Source organism: Anaerococcus urinomassiliensis, assembly GCF_900128425.1.
Classification (GTDB): Bacteria; Bacillota; Clostridia; order Tissierellales; family Peptoniphilaceae; genus Anaerococcus; species Anaerococcus urinomassiliensis.
The window spans coordinates 51929-72062 of record NZ_LT635781.1; the positions used below are offsets into that span (position 1 = coordinate 51929).

The following is a 20134-nucleotide window of genomic DNA, read 5'->3' on the forward strand; positions in this document are numbered from 1 at the left end:
TAAGGTGACCCCATAAAGTTGGACCTAATACCAGAACTTGTAGTTTACTAGTTCTGGTATTAGCTTATTACTTTCCACCCCTAGGGGTGGAAGTTTTTTATGCTACATTCTTTTCTCTATATTCCACCGGACTTAAATATCCTAATTTTTCTTTTATTCTTTCTTCGTTGTAATATTTTATAAAATCTTCAATTGTTTGTTTTAAGTGTTCATATGAGTAGAATTTTCTTCCATAATATATTTCTTGTTTTAGTATTCCAAAGAAGTTTTCCATTGGTGAGTTGTCCAAGCAGTTTCCTTTTCTGGACATAGATTGGATTATGCCATTGGATTCTAGTTTTGATGTGTACTGCTTTACTTGATATGCCCAGCCTTGATCTGAGTGAAATATTCTTTCTTCCTTGCTTTTGTTAGTTATTTTTATTGCTCTATCTAAGGCTTTTAGAATTGGTTCTAGTGTTGGTTTCTTTGATATTTCATAGCTTATGATTTCACTGTTGTACATATCTAGGTATGGATTTAGATAGAGTTTCTTTATTTGATAGTTTCCTGATTTATCTTTTTCTAAATACTTAAATTCTGTTGTATCTGTCGTTATTTGGGTATATGGTTTTTCTACTTTGAAGTTTCTTTTTATCTTATTGTCTGCTACTTTACCAACAGTTCCCTTGTATGATGAGTATTTTCTTGTTTTCCTTGAAAAGTTCTTTACTTGTATTTTTAATTNTGTAGAAAAAGAAGAAGTAGAAAAAGGTGGAACAGTTGACTTAACAGACAACGTAACCAACCTAGACCAACTTCCAGAAGGTACAAGAGTAGAAGATGTAACTCCAGAAGGAACAATCGATACTGAAACACCAGGAGATTACACAGGAAAAGTAGAAGTAACTTATCCAGATGGATCAACAGAAACAGTAGATGTACCAGTAACAGTAACTGAAAAGGCAAAAACAGATGCTGAAAACAACCCAGCAGTTGAGCCAGAAAAAACAGAAGTTAAAGATAAGAACAACTTAACAGATGATGAAAAGAAATCTGTTGAAGATAAAGTTAAAGAAAAGAATCCAGAAGCTACCGATGTAACAGTAGGTGACGATGGATCAGTAACTATAACTTATCCAGATGATTCAACAAACACTTTAACTCCTGACCAAACTATAACAGAAAAGACCCCAGCAGAAGAATACCTAGCAGTATTTAATGGAAATGGTGGAACTCCAACAACTCAAAAAGTAACTGTCAAAGACGGTGAAGTAGTAAGTGGAGTAGTAGAACCAACTAGAGAAGGCTACAAATTTGTAAAATGGGTTAAACTAGGAACAGATAATACATTTGACCTATCAACACCATTTAACAAAGATCTACTAGATGAGGATAATGCTGTAATCTTTACTGCAGTTTGGGAAAAAATTGAAAATGAAGTACCATCAGATGATAATAACAAGCCATCAGACGATAATAACAAGCCATCAGATGATGACAACAAACCATCAGACGATAATAACAAGCCATCAGATGATGATACTAAACCATCAGATGATGACAACAAACCATCAGACGATGATAACAAACCATCAGAAGATGACAGCAAGCCATCAGAAGAAGACGACAAGCCATCAGATGATGATAGTAAACCATCAGACGAAGATAGCAAGCCATCAGACGATGATAGTAAACCATCAGAAGAAGACGACAAGCCATCAGATGATGATACTAAGCCATCAGACGATGATAGCAAGCCATCAGATGATGATACTAAGCCATCAGAAGAAGATAGCAAACCATCAGATGATGAAAATAAAACACCTGCTGATGAAAATACAAAACCAGAACCATCAGATAAGGGTGATGAAGGAACTAATGATGCTGCCAAGGGTAGCAGGGGTCAAGCAGGTTCAACCAATCCAGCTAAGAGACCAAGAGAAGTTCGTTCAGATGCAAGCAAAAATGCTGGAAAGAATGTCAAAACTGGTATAGCAGGAGAAGCTAATACACTAGCTACACTAGCAATGGCAGCAACAGCATTCCTAGCTAGCAAAAAGAAAAAAGAAGAGGATGATAATTAATCATCTACTAGAAATGGAAAGAACTAAGGTAAAGTAATTCCCCTAGATTTCCTCTACTTATCCTACAAAAATACATTTTGTATGGTTTTTGATTAAAATTCTATCTAAATAAAAGTCCTGATCCACAATTGTGTATGGATTCGCATAGATAAGATGATATTAAATCATAAAGTAGAAAAAAGACCCCAAAAGTTGGTTTATTCTAACTCTAAGGTGACCCCATAAAGTTGGACCTAATACCAGAACTTGTAGTTTACTAGTTCTGGTATTAGCTTATTACTTTCCACCCCTAGGGGTGGAAGTTTTTTATGCTACATTCTTTTCTCTATATTCCACCGGACTTAAATATCCTAATTTTTCTTTTATTCTTTCTTCGTTGTAATATTTTATAAAATCTTCAATTGTTTGTTTTAAGTGTTCATATGAGTAGAATTTTCTTCCATAATATATTTCTTGTTTTAGTATTCCAAAGAAGTTTTCCATTGGTGAGTTGTCCAAGCAGTTTCCTTTTCTGGACATAGATTGGATTATGCCATTGGATTCTAGTTTTGATGTGTACTGCTTTACTTGATATGCCCAGCCTTGATCTGAGTGAAATATTCTTTCTTCCTTGCTTTTGTTAGTTATTTTTATTGCTCTATCTAAGGCTTTTAGAATTGGTTCTAGTGTTGGTTTCTTTGATATTTCATAGCTTAGTATTTCACTGTTGTACATATCTAGGTATGGATTTAGATAGAGTTTCTTTATTTGATAGTTTCCTGATTTATCTTTTTCTAAATACTTAAATTCTGTTGTATCTGTCGTTATTTGGGTATATGGTTTTTCTACTTTGAAGTTTCTTTTTATCTTATTGTCTGCTACTTTACCAACAGTTCCCTTGTATGATGAGTATTTTCTTGTTTTCCTTGAAAAGTTCTTTACTTGTATTTTTAATTTTTGAACTAACCTTTGTACTTTCTTTTTGTTTATTGTTAGTCCTGATCTTTTTAATATTGCTGTTATCCTTCTGTAGCCATAGTTTGGATTGTCTTTTCTGATTTTTAATATTTTTGATTCAATTTCTTTGTCTTTGCTTGGCAGCTCTAGCCTTTTTTGCCAATACATGTAGGTCGATTTTGGAAGGTTAAAGTAGATTAGCAAATCTTTAAGTTTGTATTTACTTCTTAAGACTTCGATTGTTTTAGCAATTGTCTTATTTCTGCATCTGTCATTTGAGACAATTCTATCTTTTTTTTTATTGCATCATTTTCTAGTTGAAGCCAATAGTTTTTTTCTTCTAACTTCTTTATTTTTTCTTTTAGTTGTGCTTTATTTAATGAATTATCTTCTTCGTTGGTTAATTGTGATGTTGATTCTAATTTTATATCTTTTGATTTCTCTGGTGTTTTTGCCATTTTTGAAGGTCTTCCTCTCTTCTTGGGTCTAAGTCCTTCAATTCCTTCTTTTCTATATTCATTGACCCATCGAGCGATTATTGATGGATTATTGATTTTAAGATTGTTTGATAGGCTTTGATAGGACATTTCTCCTGTTAAATACAAGTTTACTACATTTAGTTTAAATTCTAAAGTGTAACTATTATTCTTTCTTGATACTTTTAGTCCATCATAACCTTGGGATTGGTAAGCATTAACCCACGTTCTAATAGTATGCTTGTCTGGGATATTGTATTTTTTTGCTAATTCTCTGTATCCTATTTTTCCTTCAAGATATTCTTTTACTAATTTCATCTTAAATTCTGTGCTGTATTTTGTCATTAAAAAACTGACCTCCTTAAGTTGGTTTTTAAGTCCAACTTTTGGGGGTCAGTACACTCTCGGGGTCTTTTTATTATTTATTGGTCATTTGGTGAATACTGGAATTGATCTGAAAATGCTAGTAGGAAGCCAGTCAAAAATGGGAATATCATGTATAAAATTCTTATAATTATATTATCTGTAAACTTTGATGCGAATTTATAGCCCATAAAGATAAAGACTAATACTTGGATATGGGGAATGAAGGATCCTATAAACCAAAGTATGTTATTTGAACTGCCTGGATTGGCAATGTTATAGGCTACCCATACATTGTAGACTGGTATTATAGATTTCCAGCCTTCTTCTCCAGCTTTTTCAAAAAGTCTCCACCATACTATTATTTGTAAAACATAAAATACAAATAGGCTAAACCTGTAGTTACTATTTCCGTGGGTATTCCAAATCAAATCATTATAAGAAAACATAATTAATCTTCCAATTTGTCAATATCTATATCAGCAATTGTATCTAGGACTTGGTCTGCGCTTTCTATTATATATTCCCATTCTCTCTCGTTGTAAGGGAAATCTTTTAGCCCACAGGTCTTGATGCCAAGTTTTTTTGCTGCATTTATGGCATAGAGGGCATCATCAAAGAGGATGATTTGATCGGCTGGCACAGCAAATTTGTCTATAGCGTTTTGCCAATAAGCGTCTTCTGCCTTGTTTAGGTCTGTCAAATCTGGTGTGTTAAGAAAACTGAAGTAGTCGCTAATTCCTAGTCTTTCAAAGGCAAGTTTGAGATAGATTGAATCTGTTGATGAAGCTATAGCCATTTCATAACCTGCCTCTTTGAGTTTTGTTAATATTTCCAAGGCGCCTTTTTTTGGCATTAGGTGATTTTTGTAGCCATCTTCGATTACATCTTCAAAGTACTTGCTAACTTCCGCTCTGCTCATATCTTTGGCAATATTTTCAGCTATATAATCTATCATGCCACCCATTGGAAGTGCTTCAATTTTTCCCTTTTCTTCCTTATCAAGTCCTTCAAAGCTAAAGCCGTATTTTTCAAAAATCCCATTAATTGGCTCGCTCCATATGTGCATGGAATCAAGTATTGTGCCGTCGCAGTCAAAAAGTAATTTCATTTATCCTCCTAATAAAAAAGTGACACTGCTGGTGTCACATATATTATCTTACAAAAATAGGAGAAGTTACCACTAAATGGTAGTCATGTTTTTCCTTCAAATCTCCTATCACTTCAAATCTAATATACCCAGGTTTTCCCTTAATATCAAAGTTGATTGATTCTTGGTAAGATATTTGACTGTCAAACATTATTTCTTCGTTGTTGTAAATTACAAATCTTTTTGGGTCGATTTTGAAGTTTTCGTAGTTTTTAAACTTCGGCTTATCAAGTTTTACAGAGCCTTTGACATGGTCATTTTCACTGATTTCATCGCCTAAGTTCATATTTTCAAGATCTAGATCCATTATAGGTCCATAAGTAATATAGGTGTTAAGTTTTCTAATGGCAGCTAGGGCATTTTCCTCACAAAGATCGCTATCAAATCCTAGCATATTGATAGCAAAGTTTTTGTCTTTGGAAGAAAGGCTGTGCCAATCACGACCGGCTAGGGCTGCAAGTCTGTATCCTTGGCCAATCAAGTCGATCCATTTTTTGTAGGATTTTTCGTTGGCGATACTATCTTGTGGATTGCCACTATTGGCAAGTTCTAGATAGTTAAACTTGGACCAGTCATCAACTTCAAATTCCCAATGGCAACCTGTACAGAAAGGATTGCCTATATCAAAAGGGTGGGCTATGCCGATTACTATATTATTATCATCTGCCCTAATCTCATCTATGCACTCTGAAATATTGTCGATTCTTGCCTTGGTATAATCTCCCATTTCTTCGTTACCAAGGATTACCATATGTCCATAGAAAGTTGTCCATTCACTGCCCCTAAAGGCTGGTAAGATTTCCTCATCAAGCTTTGTTTCATAGATTTCTTCTAGAGCTGCATTTGTGTTGTGGTCTGTCACAAAAATAGCATCATAACCAAAGTCTTTGGCAGCTTCTAGTAGCTCTCTTGGTGAGAACTTGGCATCAGAATTTATAGTGTGGGTGTGAAGTTCTATTGGTCTATAAGTTAGCTTAGTCATCTATGGCCTCCAATGAAAAATGTGCATTAATTTTTGAATTTGAGCTGTGCATACTTAGGACAAATTCGTAGTTGCCTTTCTTAACATCCAATTTCTTGTAACCAGGAGAGGACTTTTCCTTTGAAACAATGATTTCTTGGTGGTTATTCTTGTTGTGGTAGGCTCCTACAAATTTCCCTTCGTACAAAAGTGAGGTCGTAAGAAGATTTGCTATCTTACTATTTAGGATATCATCTCGTTCTTCTTGGCTGTAATCTTCTTCTGGCATATATTTATCGACACATTCTTTAAGACTTTGCTTGCCGTATTCTTTTGGAACGTCGCTTGGGTCATAGTCTAAATTAATCTTAATAGCCTTATAGTCCCTATCCAGGCTAAAAGGATATCTTATATGCGTTAGCGTATCTTTGTCATCTAGCTTAAGATTTTCATCAAGTATTATCATTTTATCTCCTGTTTTTATGCTTTCTATTATCACTATACAATTGATGAGTAAATAAGGAAAAAAATATGTGATATACTGTTAATATATAAGGAGTTTACTATGAATATTTTAGGAGAATTATATATAACCTTTGCCAAGATAGGATTATTTACTTTTGGTGGGGGTTATGCTATGTTGCCGCTTTTAGAGCGTGAGGTTGTCGATAATAAAAAGTGGGCAACTCACGATGAGATTTTGGACTACTATGCCATAGGCCAGTCTACACCAGGGATTATTGCGGTAAATACTGCAACTTTCTGTGGTTATTCCCAGGCTGGAAACTTGGGAGGGATTGTTGCAAGCCTTGGCTTTATTACGCCGTCTATAATTATTATTTTGATTATTGCCAACTTTTTGAAGAACTTTTCTCATCTTTCTTTTATTCAGCACGCCTTTGCTGGAATTAGAGTTGGAGTTTCGGCTCTTGTTTTTTATTCGGTGCTTAAGATGATAAAGTCAAATGCCAATACACCTCTAAAGTTCGTAATATTTTTGCTAACCTTTGCAGCTATTGCATTTTTATCTATTTCGCCTGTTGTAATTGTAATTGCTGTTGGGGTTTTTGGGATTTTGCTTGGAAATAGAGGAGGTAAGAAATATGCTTAGGTTGATTTGGGAATTTTTCAAGGCTGGACTATTTGCTGTAGGTGGAGGTATGGCAACTATTCCTTTCCTTCAGGATATGGCTAGGAATTACGGATGGTTTAGCGAAGCAGACCTACTTGATATGATAGCTGTCTCTGAGTCAACTCCAGGAGCTATAGGAATAAATATTGCAACCTTTGCTGGATTTAAGTCATATGGATTCCCTGGTGCTATACTCGCAACCATATCGCTTATAACTGGGCCTATTATCATAGTCCTTATCATATCTAGAATGATGGCAAAGTTTAAAAACTCACAAACTATAGAAAATATGTTTACAACTATCAGACCTGCCACAGCTGGCCTTATCCTTGGAGCTATGAGCTCTGTAATGGTCATAACACTTTTTGATGTAGATTTGTTTAGGGCAAGTGGAAATATTATCGACTTATTAAGACCTATTCCTATAGCCTTATTTGCAGTATTTTTATTTGCTTTGATAAAATTTAAGAAAATTCACCCACTTGTAATTATTGCAATTTCTGCTATTCTGGGTGTGGTGTTTGCCTTGTAAGGAGGAATATATGGCGCAAATTTTAAACTTTGGATCACTAAATATTGATAAAGTTTATTCACTAGATCACATAGTAAATGAAAGTGAGACTATATCTGCCATATCTTATAATGAAGGAATGGGTGGCAAGGGACTAAACCAATCCATAGCTCTTAAGGGAGCTGGTGCAGACCTTATTCATGCGGGTTATGTAGGAGAAGATGATGGAGATATACTACTAGATTATATGGTGGAAAATAAGGTTAAATTTTTAGTTGAAAAAGTTTCTGGAAAATCCGGCCATGCCATAATCCAAGTAGATAAAAACGCCAACAACTCTATCATCGTAGAAGCAGGGGCTAATAAAAAGATTGATAAGTCCTATATTGACCAAGTATTGGCTGAATTTGAGGAAGATGATTTTCTACTTTTGCAAAATGAGATATCTAACTTGCAATACATTGTAGATGTAGCTAGCAAAAGAAAAATGAAAATTTTTTTAAATCCTTCGCCAGTCGATCAAACAATAAAAACTATTGATTTTAACAAAATTGACACTCTTATCCTAAATGAAACCGAGGCATATGAGCTAAGCGGATGCGAAAATCTGGATCAAATAATAAATTATTTTAGAAAGAACTATAAAGATTTAAATCTTCTTTTAACCCTTGGCAAAGATGGTGGTATATATTCCTCAAAGGATACAGAGATTAAATTTTCTAGCTTTAAGACCAAGACAATTGATACTACAGGAGCTGGTGATACTTTCTTAGGATATTTTCTTGCAAGTATCTCAAAGGGAGCAGACCTTGAAAAGTCACTAAATCTAGCAAGCCTTGCAGCTGGCCTTGCTTGCTCCAAGAGTGGGGCAGCCAATTCTATTCCTAGCCTAAAAGAAGTAGAAGAATATATAAAAGAAAATAATATGGAGTTATGATGAAAAAAATAATTTTTGACACAGATCCAGGCATAGATGATGCCTTTGCCCTAAGTTTTTTGCACGAAAGTGAGATTTTTGATGTAAAGATGGTCTCATCTGTAGCAGGCAATGTGAAAGTAGAAAATACTACAAGAAATCTTCGTGGCCTTGTGAAAGCCATGGATTGGAATGTGCCAATACACAGGGGACTTGCTAAGCCCTTATTTGGCCCACAAATCCTAGCAGAAGGATTCCATGGGGTAGATGGACTATCAGGCTATCTTTTTGATGAAGGTGACCTAGCAGATTTGTCAGATAAGCCAGCCATAGATGCTATGGCAGATGTATTAAGGGCAAATGATCAGGTTCTAATTATAGCGGTTGGACCACTTACAAATATAGGCGCCCTTATCCTAGCCCATCCAGAGTTAAAGGAAAAAATCTCAGAAATTACAATAATGGGTGGAGTCGTTGGACGAGGAAACACTACAGCTGTAGCAGAATTTAATATTTATGCAGACCCAGAAGCTGCCAAAATAGTTTTTGAATCTGGGATTAGGGTTAATATGGTAGGCCTTAATGTGACAACAAAAACTTATTACAACCTTGCCATGCATGATGAATTTAAGAAATCTGGCAAGAAAATCAATCAAATTCTTGCAGATATAATGGATCGCCGCATAGCAAAAACCGGAGCTGAAGAAAATTATACAACCTATATGCACGATACCCTTGCAGTAATGTATCATACTAATCCAGAAATCTTTGAAAGTACCATGGTCCATATGGACGTGGAAACAAGAGGAGAATTTACAAGGGGCATGACCGTAGCTGACATGAGAGCTATATCCAAGGCTAATAAAAATGTAAATTTTGTGACAGATATAGACACGGAAAAATTTGAAAAAATCTTTATGAAAACTTTAATTTAATAAGGGCTTTTAAAGAAGAAAAAGAATTTACAAGTAATAATAAATTTATTGCTGGGAATATTATTTTTATTTCAAGGAATTCATTATATTTCATATGAAGGGAAAATAGGCTTTTGGCCTGGACTTCTTATAATTTTTGGCCTTGTGGAAATGATTTTGGCTTTTTTGATCTTTAGAGATACTTCTAAATAAAGCAAAAAATAAAGGAGCTATGCTTATAAACCATAACTCCTTTTATAGTAAATAAATTTAGTTCTTTCAGCTATTAAAGCTGATAAATAGCCCAAGTTTAGGGCAATAAATATGCTTTTAAGTAAAGGACTATTATGAAAGGTCCAAAATTTTTTCTTGGGAAATCCCAGGTAGTTCTTCTATACTAGTCTCTATAGATGAAGTTATCTATTAGTCTAGTCTTGCCAATATATACTGCTATAGCGATAAGTCTATCCCCATCGAAGTCTTTTGCATCTTTCATAGTTGCTAAGTCTACTGCACTTATATAGTCGATTTTGGCAAGATTTTCAGCAGATATAATTTCTTTCATTTTGCCTAAAACTTCATCGAGGCTAGAACCAGCTTTGGATAACTCTTCTCCCTTAAAGATTGCCTTTGATAGGCAAAGAGCAGCCTTTCTTTCTTCTTTGGATAGATAAGTGTTTCTAGAAGATAGGGCAAGGCCATCATCTTCTCTTACAATAGGACAAGCGATAATTTCAATAGGAATATTTAAATCTTCTACAACTTTTTTGATAATAGCTACTTGTTGGGCATCTTTTTGACCAAAGTAGGCTCTATTAGCACCAGTGATATTGAATAATTTTGTACAAACTGTGCAAACTCCTCTAAAATGTCCTGGTCTTTTTGCTCCGCATAAGTTATCAGACATTTCTTCTATATCCACGAAAGTTTTTCTATCGTGATACATCTCGCTAGCTTCTGGTGCGAATATAAAGTCTACACCAATTTCTTCGCATAATTTACTATCAGCTTCTAAGTCTCTAGGATAAGTATTGAGGTCTTCCTTAGGTCCAAATTGGATAGGATTTACAAAGTCTGATACAACTACAATGTCGTTTTCCTCACGTGCCCTTCTAATAAGACTAGCATGTCCCTCATGCAAATATCCCATGGTAGGAACAAGGCCTATGCTTTTGTCCTCCAATTTGTATATTTTCAAATCTTCTCTTAATTCGTCAATACTTTTGACAATTTTCATATAATTCTCCTCTAAAATATATTAGAGATAGCCTCATACACCACTAAATTATATATTATTTATGACAAAGTCCCGTATTTTTCGTAAGTGGATACTTTTTCCACCTTGTTTTTATCATCAACGAATACAACTTTAGGACTATACTTTTCTAATTCATTTTCACTATAATTGGCGTAGGCCATAATTATCACCTTATCACCAGCAGAAGCTAGTCTTGCAGCGGCACCATTTAGGCAGATGACACCAGAATTTCTTTCTCCTGCTATGGTGTAGGTTTCTAGCCTTGCACCGTTATTAATATCGACAACCTGTACTTTTTGGTATTCTCTTATACCAGATTTTTCAAGCAATACTTCATCAACAGTGATTGATCCAACATAGTTAAGATTGGCTTCAGTTACTGTTGCTCTGTGTATCTTAGCTTGTAACATTTCTATTTCCATAATCTCCCCTAAAAAAAGAGGCACACTAATAATTTATTTTTTAACAATAAAAATCAATGGCCTTGACTAAGTAACTAATAAATATGTTGAGTCTCATTAGCTATATAAGCTCATTTGTAAAATATAATGGTGTAAAAGAGTATAGTTTTCACTAGAAATACCATCTCCACTGGTATTATAATATTTTAATAATTAATTAACAAGTTCTTATTTGATAAAAAAACTGACCTCTTTAGATTATTAAAGATCTAAATTGGTCAGTTTTAATGATAGTTTTGTTTTCTATCTTCTTATTCTTTTTCTAATTTCACCTATTAATAGTGGTAATAATGATAGTAATAAGATTATCCACCATTGCCAGCTTATAAATTCTAGCTCAAATAGGTTTCTTAGTACTGGGATGTACATTACTAATAATAGTAGGGCAAAGGATAATAGGTTTGCTTTTACTAGGTTCTTGTTTGAGAACCATCCTAGTTCTCTTAGGGTGTATTTTTCACTTCTTACAGAAAATGCTCTTAGTAGCTCACTTGTGATAAGTGTTGCAAATACCATTGTGTGGGCTCCTTCGATATTTCCTGGGAAGATGTATTTAAGTCCTATGATATAAGAAGCAAGGACTGAAATTGTTATTGCTATTGATTGGAGTATTACACCTCGTCCTGTTTCACCGGATAAGATACCTTGGTGAGGATCACGCGGTTCGCGTTCCATGATGTCTGCTTCTGCTGGTTCTACACCAAGTGCTAGGGCTGGGAATGCGTCTGTTACAAGGTTTAGCCATAGCAATTGGATTGGTGTAAGTGGGCTTGGAAGTCCAAATAGTATTGATAAGAATACTATCAATACTTCGGCGATATTACATGATAGGAGGAATGATACAAACTTTTTGATGTTTGAAAATATTACTCTTCCTTCTTCAACTGCATTTACTATTGTAGCAAAGTTATCGTCAACTAGGATCATGTCCGCGGTATCTTTTGCAACGTCAGTTCCTGTGATACCCATTGAAATACCAATGTCAGCGTTTTTGATAGCTGGTGCATCGTTTACTCCATCTCCTGTCATGGCTACTATGTTGACATTAGCTTGGATGGCATTTACAAATAGTATATATTTTTGATATTAAGATTTAGAATATATGTCAAATTATAAAAAAATTAATATAGAAGCTTTCTGATTAGTTTTACCATACCCACTTAAATTTGAATTCATAGGCCTAACTTTAGAAGTCACATTAATTTATTAGTTTAGATTTTTTTTATACTTTTGCTAATTAAGCTGATGAGATACTAAACAGCAGTAGCTTTATTTCTACTAGTTTTTATCCGAAAAATATACTACTTATTTAGTGCACATATTATTTATAATAGAAATTATTTATATTTTTTATTGGGGTGGAATTATATTAAATATAGTTGTAAAATTCTTGGTGGTTGATATAATTTTACTGGGTAAACATTTGCCTTTATGAATTAATTATGGCTTGGATTTTGGAGGCTAATATAATGAATTTAACAAAAAAATTATTAGTTGTTGCTTTTTCAATTATGTCAGTAATTGGAGCTTATAATATCTCTAATGCTGCTGGTTGTGGTACTTATTATATTTACAGTACTACAAATCCAAAATGCTATAATGAACATTGTGGTATTTGGGATTCAACAGCGTTGGTGCAATATCAATATAATAAGAGAAAATGCGTAAAGTCTGATAATACAACGTATTGGGATTATAAAACAGTAAGAAAAGCCATTGATTGTGGTTGCTGATTTAACTAGAACTATATAAAATCATTAATTTAATCCAAGCCTAATTAGTTTATTCATTAACTTAGAGGAGCTTTTATGAAAATTAATAAAAAAAAGTATATAATATTGTTTATTCTAGGGATAATTTTAGTCTCTTGTTCAAATAATAAAGCTGATGAAGATTATGATGCAGATCAAGAAATATACAGTCATAAGAAAATTATAAATGAGGATTACACAGTAAATGATATTGATCTTAAATCTTTAGGAATTGGGACTCCTAGTGGTATAGAGCTTATAAATAATAAGGTTTACATATCTGATTCTGATGATTCCAGCATAAAGGTATTTGATGAAAACTTAAAAAAAGTTGATGAAATATCTAGTGAAAAAATAGCTTCTCCATCTTTGATGACATTTGATGAACTTGGTAAGCAATTATTTGTTATCGATAGTGCAAGTTCTCAAATAGCTACTATAAATACAAATAATAATGAACTCACAAATGTGTATTCTCTATCTAACAAAGATTCAAACTCACATTATGTTGACTTATCTTATAATCTAGGAATATTATATGTTACTTTGAATACTCCAGATGCAGGAGATGCTAAAATTGTAAATGTAGATACAAAAACTGGAGATGCTCAAAAACTTAAAAATCCCTTTGTAGGATTTTCCAGTGTATTTAAAGATAGAATATATTTTATCAATTCATTAGAATATTATAGAAATTCAACAGAAGAAGGTTTTCACTCAGGGGATTCTTATGTATATGAACTTAAAGATGATGAATTAAATAAGGAAGGTTCTTTAATTGAAGGAAGTATTTCTGGAGATTTTATGGTGGATGATGATTTTTATTATGTATATACATCTAAAAGATCAACCATTGATAGGTATGATAAGAATTTTAAATATGTAGATACTATCGCTAGTTTTGATAATTCAGATATAGAAGCAATTTTAAAAGGCAATGGGTCTAAAATTTTAATATTAATGCCGAATGAAGGTAGATTATGGGAGGTTAAGAGTAAATGAATTTCTCTTATTCCCTATTGATAAGATTTAAGGAAAGATTAAATAATGGGACTAGACTCATTCTAACAATTTTATCTATTGCTGTAGGTATGTACTTTGTAACTATGTTTTTGAGTAAACTTTATATGGTGAATAGATATATTGATACATATAAATGTTTAAGAAATGATGAATATTATATTTATGAATTAGATAACCTCAAAGATATTGATGCATATTATAACTCTCAATCTTCCGTTATTCTTTCAGGGAACAAAGAGATAGAAGTAAACAATGAGAAAGTGTTAGTAAATACAGTTGGACTAAGTAAAAATGTTAACGATTATTATAAAGGCTCTATTTTAACAAACGATGAGATTAATAAATTGATGAGTTCAAATGTTGTTTTTGTTGGAAATGAATTAGCAAGAAGCTTATCTATTAAAGAGAAAGATCATTTGGAAATTGATGATACAAATTATCGCGTAGAGAGAATAATTGACAATGTAGAGTATAAAAAGTCTTTATTAATATCAAGCCAAAGTCTAAATATAAAAACAAATACATATCCAAGTTCGGTTAAAGTTTTAACAAAGGAGAAACTAAAAAATCATGTTGATAAAGTAAAAAGTTCTTTTGATTATTATACACAAACTATTTTAATATACAAACAGTTTAAATTATTTATAATAGTCATATCTACCATTTTTATACTGATTTCACTTATTAATATATATTTGATTATAAGGACTAATATTGAAAAGGAAATTAGAAATCAAATTATTCAAAAGGTATTTGGTGAAAATATTGATTACTTTTCTAAAGCGATGGCTATAGATATGACATTTGTAACTCTAGTATCATATCACTTAGGTTTATTGCTTTACTTTATTATTCTGCCATATGTTCCTGGATTCTTCTACTTTAAGTTAAGCTTAGAGGTGTATCTTAGAATTTTGCTGGGTTCTTTCTTGTTTTCATATTTTTTGACTTATTTTTTAGCTAAAAGAATGGATAGGAATGATTTAAATATTTTGTTGAGGCTTAATTAAAATGTACGATGTATTCAATATTCTTAGACACATAAAGAATAATAAAAAATTTTACATCTTTCTATTAATTGAACTTATGATTTGCTTTACTATGATTATAATTGGTATTGATGAGCAAGCTGCATATAGTAAAAGGCATAATATTTATAATAAGTTAGAGGATGAAAATGTATTATTTATAACAGATGATACTGGGTTTTTAAGTGATTTTAATCTAAACGAATCTATTCTTGATTTAAATGATAATGACTTTATATATGGGAAAAGTTCTTACATAGATTATATTGTAGATAATAATGTAGACACACTTAAATTAGTATATGCAAATCCTAAATTTTTCAAGCAATTCCTTAAATTTAATCCTAAGGAAGATACAGTGTATATGAGTAATGAAGTCTATAAAAAAATGAATAGTAATATGGTTTTTTTAGATGATAAATATAAAATAAATGGAGATATTATAGAAATAAATGGAAATGAATTTAAGGCTAAACAAATAAAAGATATTGATATAATTCCAACATCTACTATGGAAGACAATGATATTGATCCCAATAACTCAATCTATATTCTTAATAATAAAGACCTAGGTATACAATATGTCCAGACTGTTTTAGCTACGACAAGCAAGGATAATGACTATATAATAAATAAATTATCTGATAGTTCAAATAAAAAGTTATTTGCAAAGAATTTAAAATCATCGTTTGAAAAAGGAAGTGATAGTCAAGCTGATTTTGTAAGGTTATTTGGATGGATTTCATATATATGCTTAATAGTAGTTTTTTTAGGAACTTGTGGAGTCATGTTGCTTTTTATAGAAAAAAGAGAAAAAGAGTTAAGAATAGAATATCTATTTGGAGCAAGACCCTTAAGACTTATAATTAATATATTTTTTGAGATATTAATAGTAACTATATTTGCCGTATTCATATCTGTGCTTATATCAATTTTCATAGAACCGAAAGTTTCCTCTGCTTATTACCTAATAAGTTTTTCTGTAAAATCTTTTTTAACATTACTTATGATTTCAATGATTATGAGTGTTTTGATAGCAATGATAAGTACAAAAAATTTGAAATTAGAGGTGTTTAGAAAATGAGTATGATAACATTAAGAAATGTAAGCAAGTGTGTAAAAGATGGTGAAAATCATTTGCAAATACTTAATGGTATAGACCTTAATATAGATCAAGGGGACTTAGTATCTGTAGTTGGAAAATCAGGTTCGGGTAAAACCACCCTTTTAACTATTCTTTCTTTATTAGATATAGACTTTGATGGAACTTATATTTTCTTGGATCAAGATATTAAGAAGTTAAGCAAGAAAAAAGTATTTGAATTGCGTTCTAAGTATATTGCCAATGTATTTCAATCATTTAACTTAATAGAAGAATTAAGTGTATTAGAAAATATTGAGATGCCATTGGGCTTTAGAGGTGTAGATAAAAAAGAAAGACAAGAAATTGCATTAAAGTATTTGGATTGGGTAGGATTAGCTTCTAAAAAAGATAGTGAAATTTATAACTTATCAGGTGGTGAACAACAAAGGATTTCCCTAGCTAGAGCTTTAAGTATGGGATCAAAAATATTGTTACTTGATGAGCCAACTGGGAATTTAGACGTAAACACAAGTAAAGAAATGATAGACTTGATAATTGCCGCTAATAAAGAATTGAAAATCACCTGCCTAATAGTAACACATGATTTAGAGATTGCTAAAAGATGTGATAGAAATATCGAAATAAAAAATGGAGCTTTACATGAAGAATAAAAAATCTGTAATTATTAGCATAATAGCTATTTTTACTTTTCTAGGTCTAATTTTATATACAAATGTATTAGATAATAGTCCATATAAAAAGTCGACAAAAAAATTTAAGTCGGTAAGTATGAATCAAGTTACTAACTTAATGGAAGAAGGTGATGATTTTATTTTATATATAGGCAGAGAATCTTGTCCAGCTTGCAGGGATTTTGTTAATATGCTATCTGAGTTAGCAGAAAAAGATAACTTAGATATATTATATTTGGATTCTACTGATACTGAAAATAGGAAAGATATTAAGACTTTTAGAGATGAATATGATATTATATATGTTCCATCCTTGCTAATATTAAAGGATGGCAAGTTACATACGCCTGATATACCAGAATCAAGTGATAAGTTAGAAAGAATATTTATAAGTTATGGATTTGTTGGGGATTAATAGAGTGTTTAATTTTATAAATTATCAGATATAAATAAACGTGACAATTTAAAAAGCAACTAAATCTCAAAGTTAATAAAAAACCTAAGCTTATTAAGAGACTATCATGTCTACTTAAGTCTTAGCTTAGGTTTTTCTTTATGATTATTTTCTAATTCTTTTTCTAATCTCACCAATTACAAGTGGTAGTAGGGCTAGTAATAAAATTACCCACCATTGCCAGCTTATAAATTCTAGCTCAAATAGGTTTCTTAGTACTGGGATGTACATTACTACTAGTAGTAGGGCAAATGATAATAGGTTTGCTTTTACTAGGTTCTTGTTTGAGAACCATCCTAGTTCTCTTAGGGTGTATTTTTCACTTCTTACAGAAAATACTCTTAGTAGCTCACTTGTGATAAGTGTTGCAAATACCATTGTGTGGGCTCCTTCGATATTTCCTGGGAAGATGTATTTAAGTCCTATGACATATGAAGCTAGGACTGCAATTGTAATTGCTATTGATTGGAAGATTACACCACGGCCTGTTTCACCAGATAAGATACCTTGGTGTGGATCACGTGGAGGACGTTCCATAATGTCTGCTTCTGCTGGTTCTACACCAAGAGCTAGGGCTGGAAATGCGTCTGTTACAAGGTTTAGCCATAGTAGTTGGATTGGTGTAAGTGGGCTTGGAAGTCCAAATAGGATTGATAAGAATACTATCAATACTTCGGCGATGTTACATGATAGAAGGAATGATACAAACTTTTTGATGTTTGAGAATATTACTCTTCCTTCTTCTACTGCGTTTACTATTGTGGCGAAGTTATCGTCAACTAGGATCATATCTGCAGTATCTTTTGCAACGTCTGTTCCTGTAATACCCATAGATACACCGATGTCAGCATTTTTGATAGCTGGTGCATCGTTTACTCCATCCCCTGTCATGGCTACTATGTTGCCATTGGCTTGGAGGGCATTTACAAGTTGGACCTTATTTTGTGGTGATACTCTTGCAAAAATACGTTTTGTTTTTACAATTTCTCTGATTTCTTCTTCAGACTTGCCATTTAGATCGCTTCCTTGCATAGCTTGGTCTTCTCTTTCAGCTATGCCAAGGTCTTTTGCTATAGCAAGAGCTGTCTCAAAGTAGTCGCCTGTAATCATTATTACATCGATGCCAGATTTGTGACATTCTTCTACGGCTGCCTTTGCTTCTGGTCTTGGTGGGTCAATCATTCCTGTTAGACCAACAAAAACCATCTCGCGTTCGATATTTTCTGTTGTAAGTTCCTCATCTTCCAAAGTTTCATATGGTTTGAAGGCATAGGCCATAACACGTAGAGCTTGTTTAGCAAGTTTGGTGTTTTCTTCTAGAACCTTGTTTTTCTTATCTTCTGTAAAGTCTTCTAGCTTGCCATCAATCATGATCTTGCTAGAGTTTTTGATGATGATATCTGGTGCACCCTTGGTCATGGCATAGAAGCTGTCTTCTATTTTATGGAAGGTTGTCATCATCTTTCTATCGGAATCAAATGGTATTTCGTCAATTCTTGGATGTGCTTCGTTTAAGTCTTCTTGAACTATGCCCCATTTTTCTGAAAGGGTAAGCATAGCGCCTTCTGTTGGGTCGCCTGTGATTTCATAAGTTCCAGATCTTTCTATTAGATTTGCATCGTTTGATAGGGATGCTATTGTCATTAATAGTTCGATTTGATCGTGGCTATCTATAACCTCACCCTCGTGGGAAATCTTACCTTCTGGAGCATAACCAGAGCCATCTACATCAAATTCTTTAAAATCTGTGAAGACCTTGGTGATGGTCATCTCATTTTGGGTTAAAGTACCAGTTTTATCTGAACAAATTGCTGTTGTAGAACCAAGTGTCTCTACAGAAACAAGGTTTTTTACAATGGCCTTTTTCTCAACCATGCGGTTCATACCAATTGATAGAACAATTGTTACAACTGCTGTAAGTCCTTCTGGTATAGCTGCTACTGCAAGAGACACGGCAACCATGAAGTTTTCTAGCAATGTCATATTACTTCTAAAGTAACCAACAACAAATACTAGGGCACAAACTACGATTACAAGAATAGCAAGCTTTTTAGAAAGTTCATTTAGCTGTTTTTGCAGTGGTGTTTGCTTTTCTCCCACTGAGTCTAGACTTGTTGCAATCTTTCCTATTTCTGATTCACTTCCGGTGCTTGTTACGACACCTTCACCGTGACCATAAGTTACAATTGAAGATGAGTAGGCAGAGTTCTTACGATCTCCTATACCAACTTCCTCGTTGTATTCTTCTTCGGCATCCTTTTCTACTGCAACTGATTCACCAGTAAGAGATGATTCGTCGATTTTTAAGTTTCTAGAATCAAGTAGTCTGATATCAGCTGGGATTATATCTCCTGTTTCAAGGATTACAATATCTCCAGGCACAAGCTCTTCTGCCTTTACCTTGCCACGTTTGCCATCACGAAGGACGGTCGCCTCGGGGCTTGACATCTTTTGAAGGGCTGCCACACTATCTTCAGCCTGACCTTCTTGGTAAATACTCATAATAGCATTGACAACGACAATTGCAATGATAATAATAGCTTCAATCTTATCTCCTGTAAAAGCAGAGATGATTGATGCAACTATAAGTAAAATTACCATGGGATCTATGATTTGGTCTAGGATTTTTTGAAGCATAGATTTTTTGTTTGATGATTCAATACTGTTTGGACCATATTTTTCTAGACGAGTTTTTGCTTCGCTAGAGTTTAGTCCAGTTTTTGGATCGACGCCAATTTTTTCTAATAAATCCTTTTTAGAACCTTGGTAGTCCATATTTCCTCCTATAAAAATATTTGCAAAATGGAAATAAAAAAGACTTTTGGCGGATTTGCCAAAAGTCTTGCCACCTTTTTAGGGTTTATTTAACCGGAAATAAATTCGTTCTGACGATTAAATAATTGGGCTACTCCCTTTCTGCTATGATAAATATACCAAACATCTAAGCAAATAGCAATA

At 33.1% G+C, this 20134-nt stretch carries 21 protein-coding genes and 1 pseudogene; 11 read left to right on the forward strand and 11 right to left on the reverse strand.

Annotated features, from left to right (window positions below; translation table 11 throughout):
- Nucleotides 1-97 precede the first annotated feature (97 nt).
- On the reverse strand, nucleotides 98-787 hold the full coding sequence (locus tag BQ7474_RS10805; protein WP_456236383.1) for an IS3 family transposase: 690 nt from the start codon (nucleotides 785-787) through the stop codon (nucleotides 98-100).
- On the opposite strand from BQ7474_RS10805, the gene BQ7474_RS10820 reads away from it, so the two are divergent.
- Nucleotides 669-2066, forward strand: coding sequence for a Rib/alpha-like domain-containing protein (locus BQ7474_RS10820; protein ID WP_073997087.1), 1398 nt, complete (start codon nucleotides 669-671; stop codon nucleotides 2064-2066). The two genes, BQ7474_RS10805 and BQ7474_RS10820, sit on opposite strands and share 119 nt — an antisense overlap.
- A gap of 306 nt (nucleotides 2067-2372) precedes the next feature.
- Here BQ7474_RS10820 and BQ7474_RS00310 read toward each other — a convergent pair whose 3' ends face one another.
- From BQ7474_RS00310 to BQ7474_RS00335, 6 genes are all read right to left on the reverse strand, one after another.
- Nucleotides 2373-3287: an IS3 family transposase gene (locus tag BQ7474_RS00310; protein ID WP_143179974.1), complete on the reverse strand. Its 915-nt coding sequence runs from the start codon at nucleotides 3285-3287 to the stop codon at nucleotides 2373-2375.
- Nucleotides 3230-3823, reverse strand: a complete 594-nt coding sequence (locus tag BQ7474_RS00315; RefSeq protein ID WP_073997088.1) for a helix-turn-helix domain-containing protein — start codon at nucleotides 3821-3823, stop codon at nucleotides 3230-3232. Before BQ7474_RS00315 ends, BQ7474_RS00310 begins: the two co-directional genes overlap by 58 nt.
- A gap of 77 nt (nucleotides 3824-3900) precedes the next feature.
- Nucleotides 3901-4290, reverse strand: coding sequence for a DUF5684 domain-containing protein (locus BQ7474_RS00320; protein ID WP_073997089.1), 390 nt, complete (start codon nucleotides 4288-4290; stop codon nucleotides 3901-3903).
- A 2-nt stretch (nucleotides 4291-4292) separates the two neighbouring features.
- Nucleotides 4293-4952: an HAD family hydrolase gene (locus BQ7474_RS00325; protein ID WP_073997090.1), complete on the reverse strand. Its 660-nt coding sequence runs from the start codon at nucleotides 4950-4952 to the stop codon at nucleotides 4293-4295.
- A gap of 43 nt (nucleotides 4953-4995) precedes the next feature.
- Entirely contained in the window at nucleotides 4996-5973 is a 978-nt protein-coding gene (locus tag BQ7474_RS00330) for a CehA/McbA family metallohydrolase (protein ID WP_073997091.1), read from the reverse strand.
- Complete coding sequence (locus BQ7474_RS00335) at nucleotides 5966-6418, reverse strand: hypothetical protein (RefSeq protein ID WP_073997092.1); 453 nt, start codon at nucleotides 6416-6418, stop codon at nucleotides 5966-5968. The genes BQ7474_RS00330 and BQ7474_RS00335 overlap by 8 nt, the downstream gene beginning before the upstream one ends.
- Before the next feature lie 99 nt (nucleotides 6419-6517).
- Here BQ7474_RS00335 and BQ7474_RS00340 point away from each other — a divergent pair, with 99 nt between their 5' ends.
- Genes BQ7474_RS00340 through BQ7474_RS00355 form a run of 4 tightly spaced genes read left to right on the forward strand, consistent with a single transcriptional unit; the run spans nucleotide 6518 to nucleotide 9446 of the window.
- Nucleotides 6518-7063: a chromate transporter gene (locus BQ7474_RS00340; RefSeq protein ID WP_073997093.1), complete on the forward strand. Its 546-nt coding sequence runs from the start codon at nucleotides 6518-6520 to the stop codon at nucleotides 7061-7063.
- Nucleotides 7056-7616 carry a chromate transporter gene (locus BQ7474_RS00345; RefSeq protein WP_073997094.1) on the forward strand — a complete coding sequence of 187 codons (561 nt, stop codon included), beginning with the start codon at nucleotides 7056-7058 and terminating at the stop codon, nucleotides 7614-7616. The genes BQ7474_RS00340 and BQ7474_RS00345 overlap by 8 nt, the downstream gene beginning before the upstream one ends.
- Nucleotides 7617-7626: 10 nt before the next feature.
- Entirely contained in the window at nucleotides 7627-8532 is a 906-nt protein-coding gene (locus tag BQ7474_RS00350) for a ribokinase (RefSeq protein ID WP_073997095.1), read from the forward strand.
- Nucleotides 8532-9446, forward strand: coding sequence for a nucleoside hydrolase (locus tag BQ7474_RS00355; RefSeq protein WP_159429537.1), 915 nt, complete (start codon nucleotides 8532-8534; stop codon nucleotides 9444-9446). Before BQ7474_RS00350 ends, BQ7474_RS00355 begins: the two co-directional genes overlap by 1 nt.
- A 376-nt stretch (nucleotides 9447-9822) precedes the next feature.
- On the opposite strand, the gene panC is transcribed toward BQ7474_RS00355, so the two are convergent.
- The 3 genes and pseudogenes from panC to BQ7474_RS00370 all read right to left on the reverse strand — a co-directional run.
- Nucleotides 9823-10662, reverse strand: a complete 840-nt coding sequence (gene panC / locus BQ7474_RS00360; protein WP_073997097.1) for a pantoate--beta-alanine ligase — start codon at nucleotides 10660-10662, stop codon at nucleotides 9823-9825.
- A 59-nt stretch (nucleotides 10663-10721) separates the two neighbouring features.
- Nucleotides 10722-11105 carry an aspartate 1-decarboxylase gene (gene panD / locus BQ7474_RS00365; RefSeq protein WP_073997098.1) on the reverse strand — a complete coding sequence of 128 codons (384 nt, stop codon included), beginning with the start codon at nucleotides 11103-11105 and terminating at the stop codon, nucleotides 10722-10724.
- Nucleotides 11106-11387: 282 nt separating this feature from the next.
- A pseudogene (locus BQ7474_RS00370) lies at nucleotides 11388-12212 on the reverse strand (HAD-IC family P-type ATPase); the annotation flags it as partial.
- Between the two features lie 401 nt (nucleotides 12213-12613).
- On the opposite strand from BQ7474_RS00370, the gene BQ7474_RS00375 reads away from it, so the two are divergent.
- The 6 genes from BQ7474_RS00375 to BQ7474_RS00400 all read left to right on the forward strand — a co-directional run bounded on the left by BQ7474_RS00375 (nucleotide 12614) and on the right by BQ7474_RS00400 (nucleotide 17137).
- On the forward strand, nucleotides 12614-12877 hold the full coding sequence (locus tag BQ7474_RS00375) for a hypothetical protein (protein ID WP_073997100.1): 264 nt from the start codon (nucleotides 12614-12616) through the stop codon (nucleotides 12875-12877).
- 75 nt (nucleotides 12878-12952) lie between these two features.
- Nucleotides 12953-13897 carry a YncE family protein gene (locus BQ7474_RS00380; protein ID WP_073997101.1) on the forward strand — a complete coding sequence of 315 codons (945 nt, stop codon included), beginning with the start codon at nucleotides 12953-12955 and terminating at the stop codon, nucleotides 13895-13897.
- On the forward strand, nucleotides 13894-14928 hold the full coding sequence (locus BQ7474_RS00385; RefSeq protein WP_073997102.1) for an FtsX-like permease family protein: 1035 nt from the start codon (nucleotides 13894-13896) through the stop codon (nucleotides 14926-14928). The genes BQ7474_RS00380 and BQ7474_RS00385 overlap by 4 nt, the downstream gene beginning before the upstream one ends.
- A 1-nt stretch (nucleotide 14929) precedes the next feature.
- Nucleotides 14930-16030: an ABC transporter permease gene (locus BQ7474_RS00390; protein WP_073997103.1), complete on the forward strand. Its 1101-nt coding sequence runs from the start codon at nucleotides 14930-14932 to the stop codon at nucleotides 16028-16030.
- A 2-nt stretch (nucleotides 16031-16032) separates the two neighbouring features.
- The gene (locus BQ7474_RS00395; protein ID WP_073997216.1) at nucleotides 16033-16701 is read left to right on the forward strand and encodes an ABC transporter ATP-binding protein; all 669 of its coding nucleotides are present in this window, start codon (nucleotides 16033-16035) and stop codon (nucleotides 16699-16701) included.
- The gene (locus tag BQ7474_RS00400; RefSeq protein WP_073997104.1) at nucleotides 16691-17137 is read left to right on the forward strand and encodes a DUF6568 family protein; all 447 of its coding nucleotides are present in this window, start codon (nucleotides 16691-16693) and stop codon (nucleotides 17135-17137) included. The genes BQ7474_RS00395 and BQ7474_RS00400 overlap by 11 nt, the downstream gene beginning before the upstream one ends.
- Before the next feature lie 144 nt (nucleotides 17138-17281).
- On the opposite strand, the gene BQ7474_RS00405 is transcribed toward BQ7474_RS00400, so the two are convergent.
- Complete coding sequence (locus BQ7474_RS00405; RefSeq protein ID WP_073997105.1) at nucleotides 17282-19951, reverse strand: cation-translocating P-type ATPase; 2670 nt, start codon at nucleotides 19949-19951, stop codon at nucleotides 17282-17284.
- Nucleotides 19952-20134: the final 183 nt, after the last annotated feature.

Coding starts and splice junctions, on each gene's coding strand:
- BQ7474_RS00315 (WP_073997088.1), bottom strand. CDS start 3,823: ATGACAAAATACAGCACAGAATTTAAGATGAAATTAGTAAAAGAATAT.
- BQ7474_RS00320 (WP_073997089.1), bottom strand. CDS start 4,290: ATGTTTTCTTATAATGATTTGATTTGGAATACCCACGGAAATAGTAAC.
- BQ7474_RS00325 (WP_073997090.1), bottom strand. CDS start 4,952: ATGAAATTACTTTTTGACTGCGACGGCACAATACTTGATTCCATGCAC.
- BQ7474_RS00330 (WP_073997091.1), bottom strand. CDS start 5,973: ATGACTAAGCTAACTTATAGACCAATAGAACTTCACACCCACACTATA.
- BQ7474_RS00335 (WP_073997092.1), bottom strand. CDS start 6,418: ATGATAATACTTGATGAAAATCTTAAGCTAGATGACAAAGATACGCTA.
- BQ7474_RS00340 (WP_073997093.1), top strand. CDS start 6,518: ATGAATATTTTAGGAGAATTATATATAACCTTTGCCAAGATAGGATTA.
- BQ7474_RS00345 (WP_073997094.1), top strand. CDS start 7,056: ATGCTTAGGTTGATTTGGGAATTTTTCAAGGCTGGACTATTTGCTGTA.
- BQ7474_RS00350 (WP_073997095.1), top strand. CDS start 7,627: ATGGCGCAAATTTTAAACTTTGGATCACTAAATATTGATAAAGTTTAT.
- BQ7474_RS00355 (WP_159429537.1), top strand. CDS start 8,532: ATGAAAAAAATAATTTTTGACACAGATCCAGGCATAGATGATGCCTTT.
- panC (WP_073997097.1), bottom strand. CDS start 10,662: ATGAAAATTGTCAAAAGTATTGACGAATTAAGAGAAGATTTGAAAATA.
- panD (WP_073997098.1), bottom strand. CDS start 11,105: ATGGAAATAGAAATGTTACAAGCTAAGATACACAGAGCAACAGTAACT.
- BQ7474_RS00375 (WP_073997100.1), top strand. CDS start 12,614: ATGAATTTAACAAAAAAATTATTAGTTGTTGCTTTTTCAATTATGTCA.
- BQ7474_RS00380 (WP_073997101.1), top strand. CDS start 12,953: ATGAAAATTAATAAAAAAAAGTATATAATATTGTTTATTCTAGGGATA.
- BQ7474_RS00385 (WP_073997102.1), top strand. CDS start 13,894: ATGAATTTCTCTTATTCCCTATTGATAAGATTTAAGGAAAGATTAAAT.
- BQ7474_RS00390 (WP_073997103.1), top strand. CDS start 14,930: ATGTACGATGTATTCAATATTCTTAGACACATAAAGAATAATAAAAAA.
- BQ7474_RS00395 (WP_073997216.1), top strand. CDS start 16,033: ATGATAACATTAAGAAATGTAAGCAAGTGTGTAAAAGATGGTGAAAAT.
- BQ7474_RS00400 (WP_073997104.1), top strand. CDS start 16,691: ATGAAGAATAAAAAATCTGTAATTATTAGCATAATAGCTATTTTTACT.
- BQ7474_RS00405 (WP_073997105.1), bottom strand. CDS start 19,951: ATGGACTACCAAGGTTCTAAAAAGGATTTATTAGAAAAAATTGGCGTC.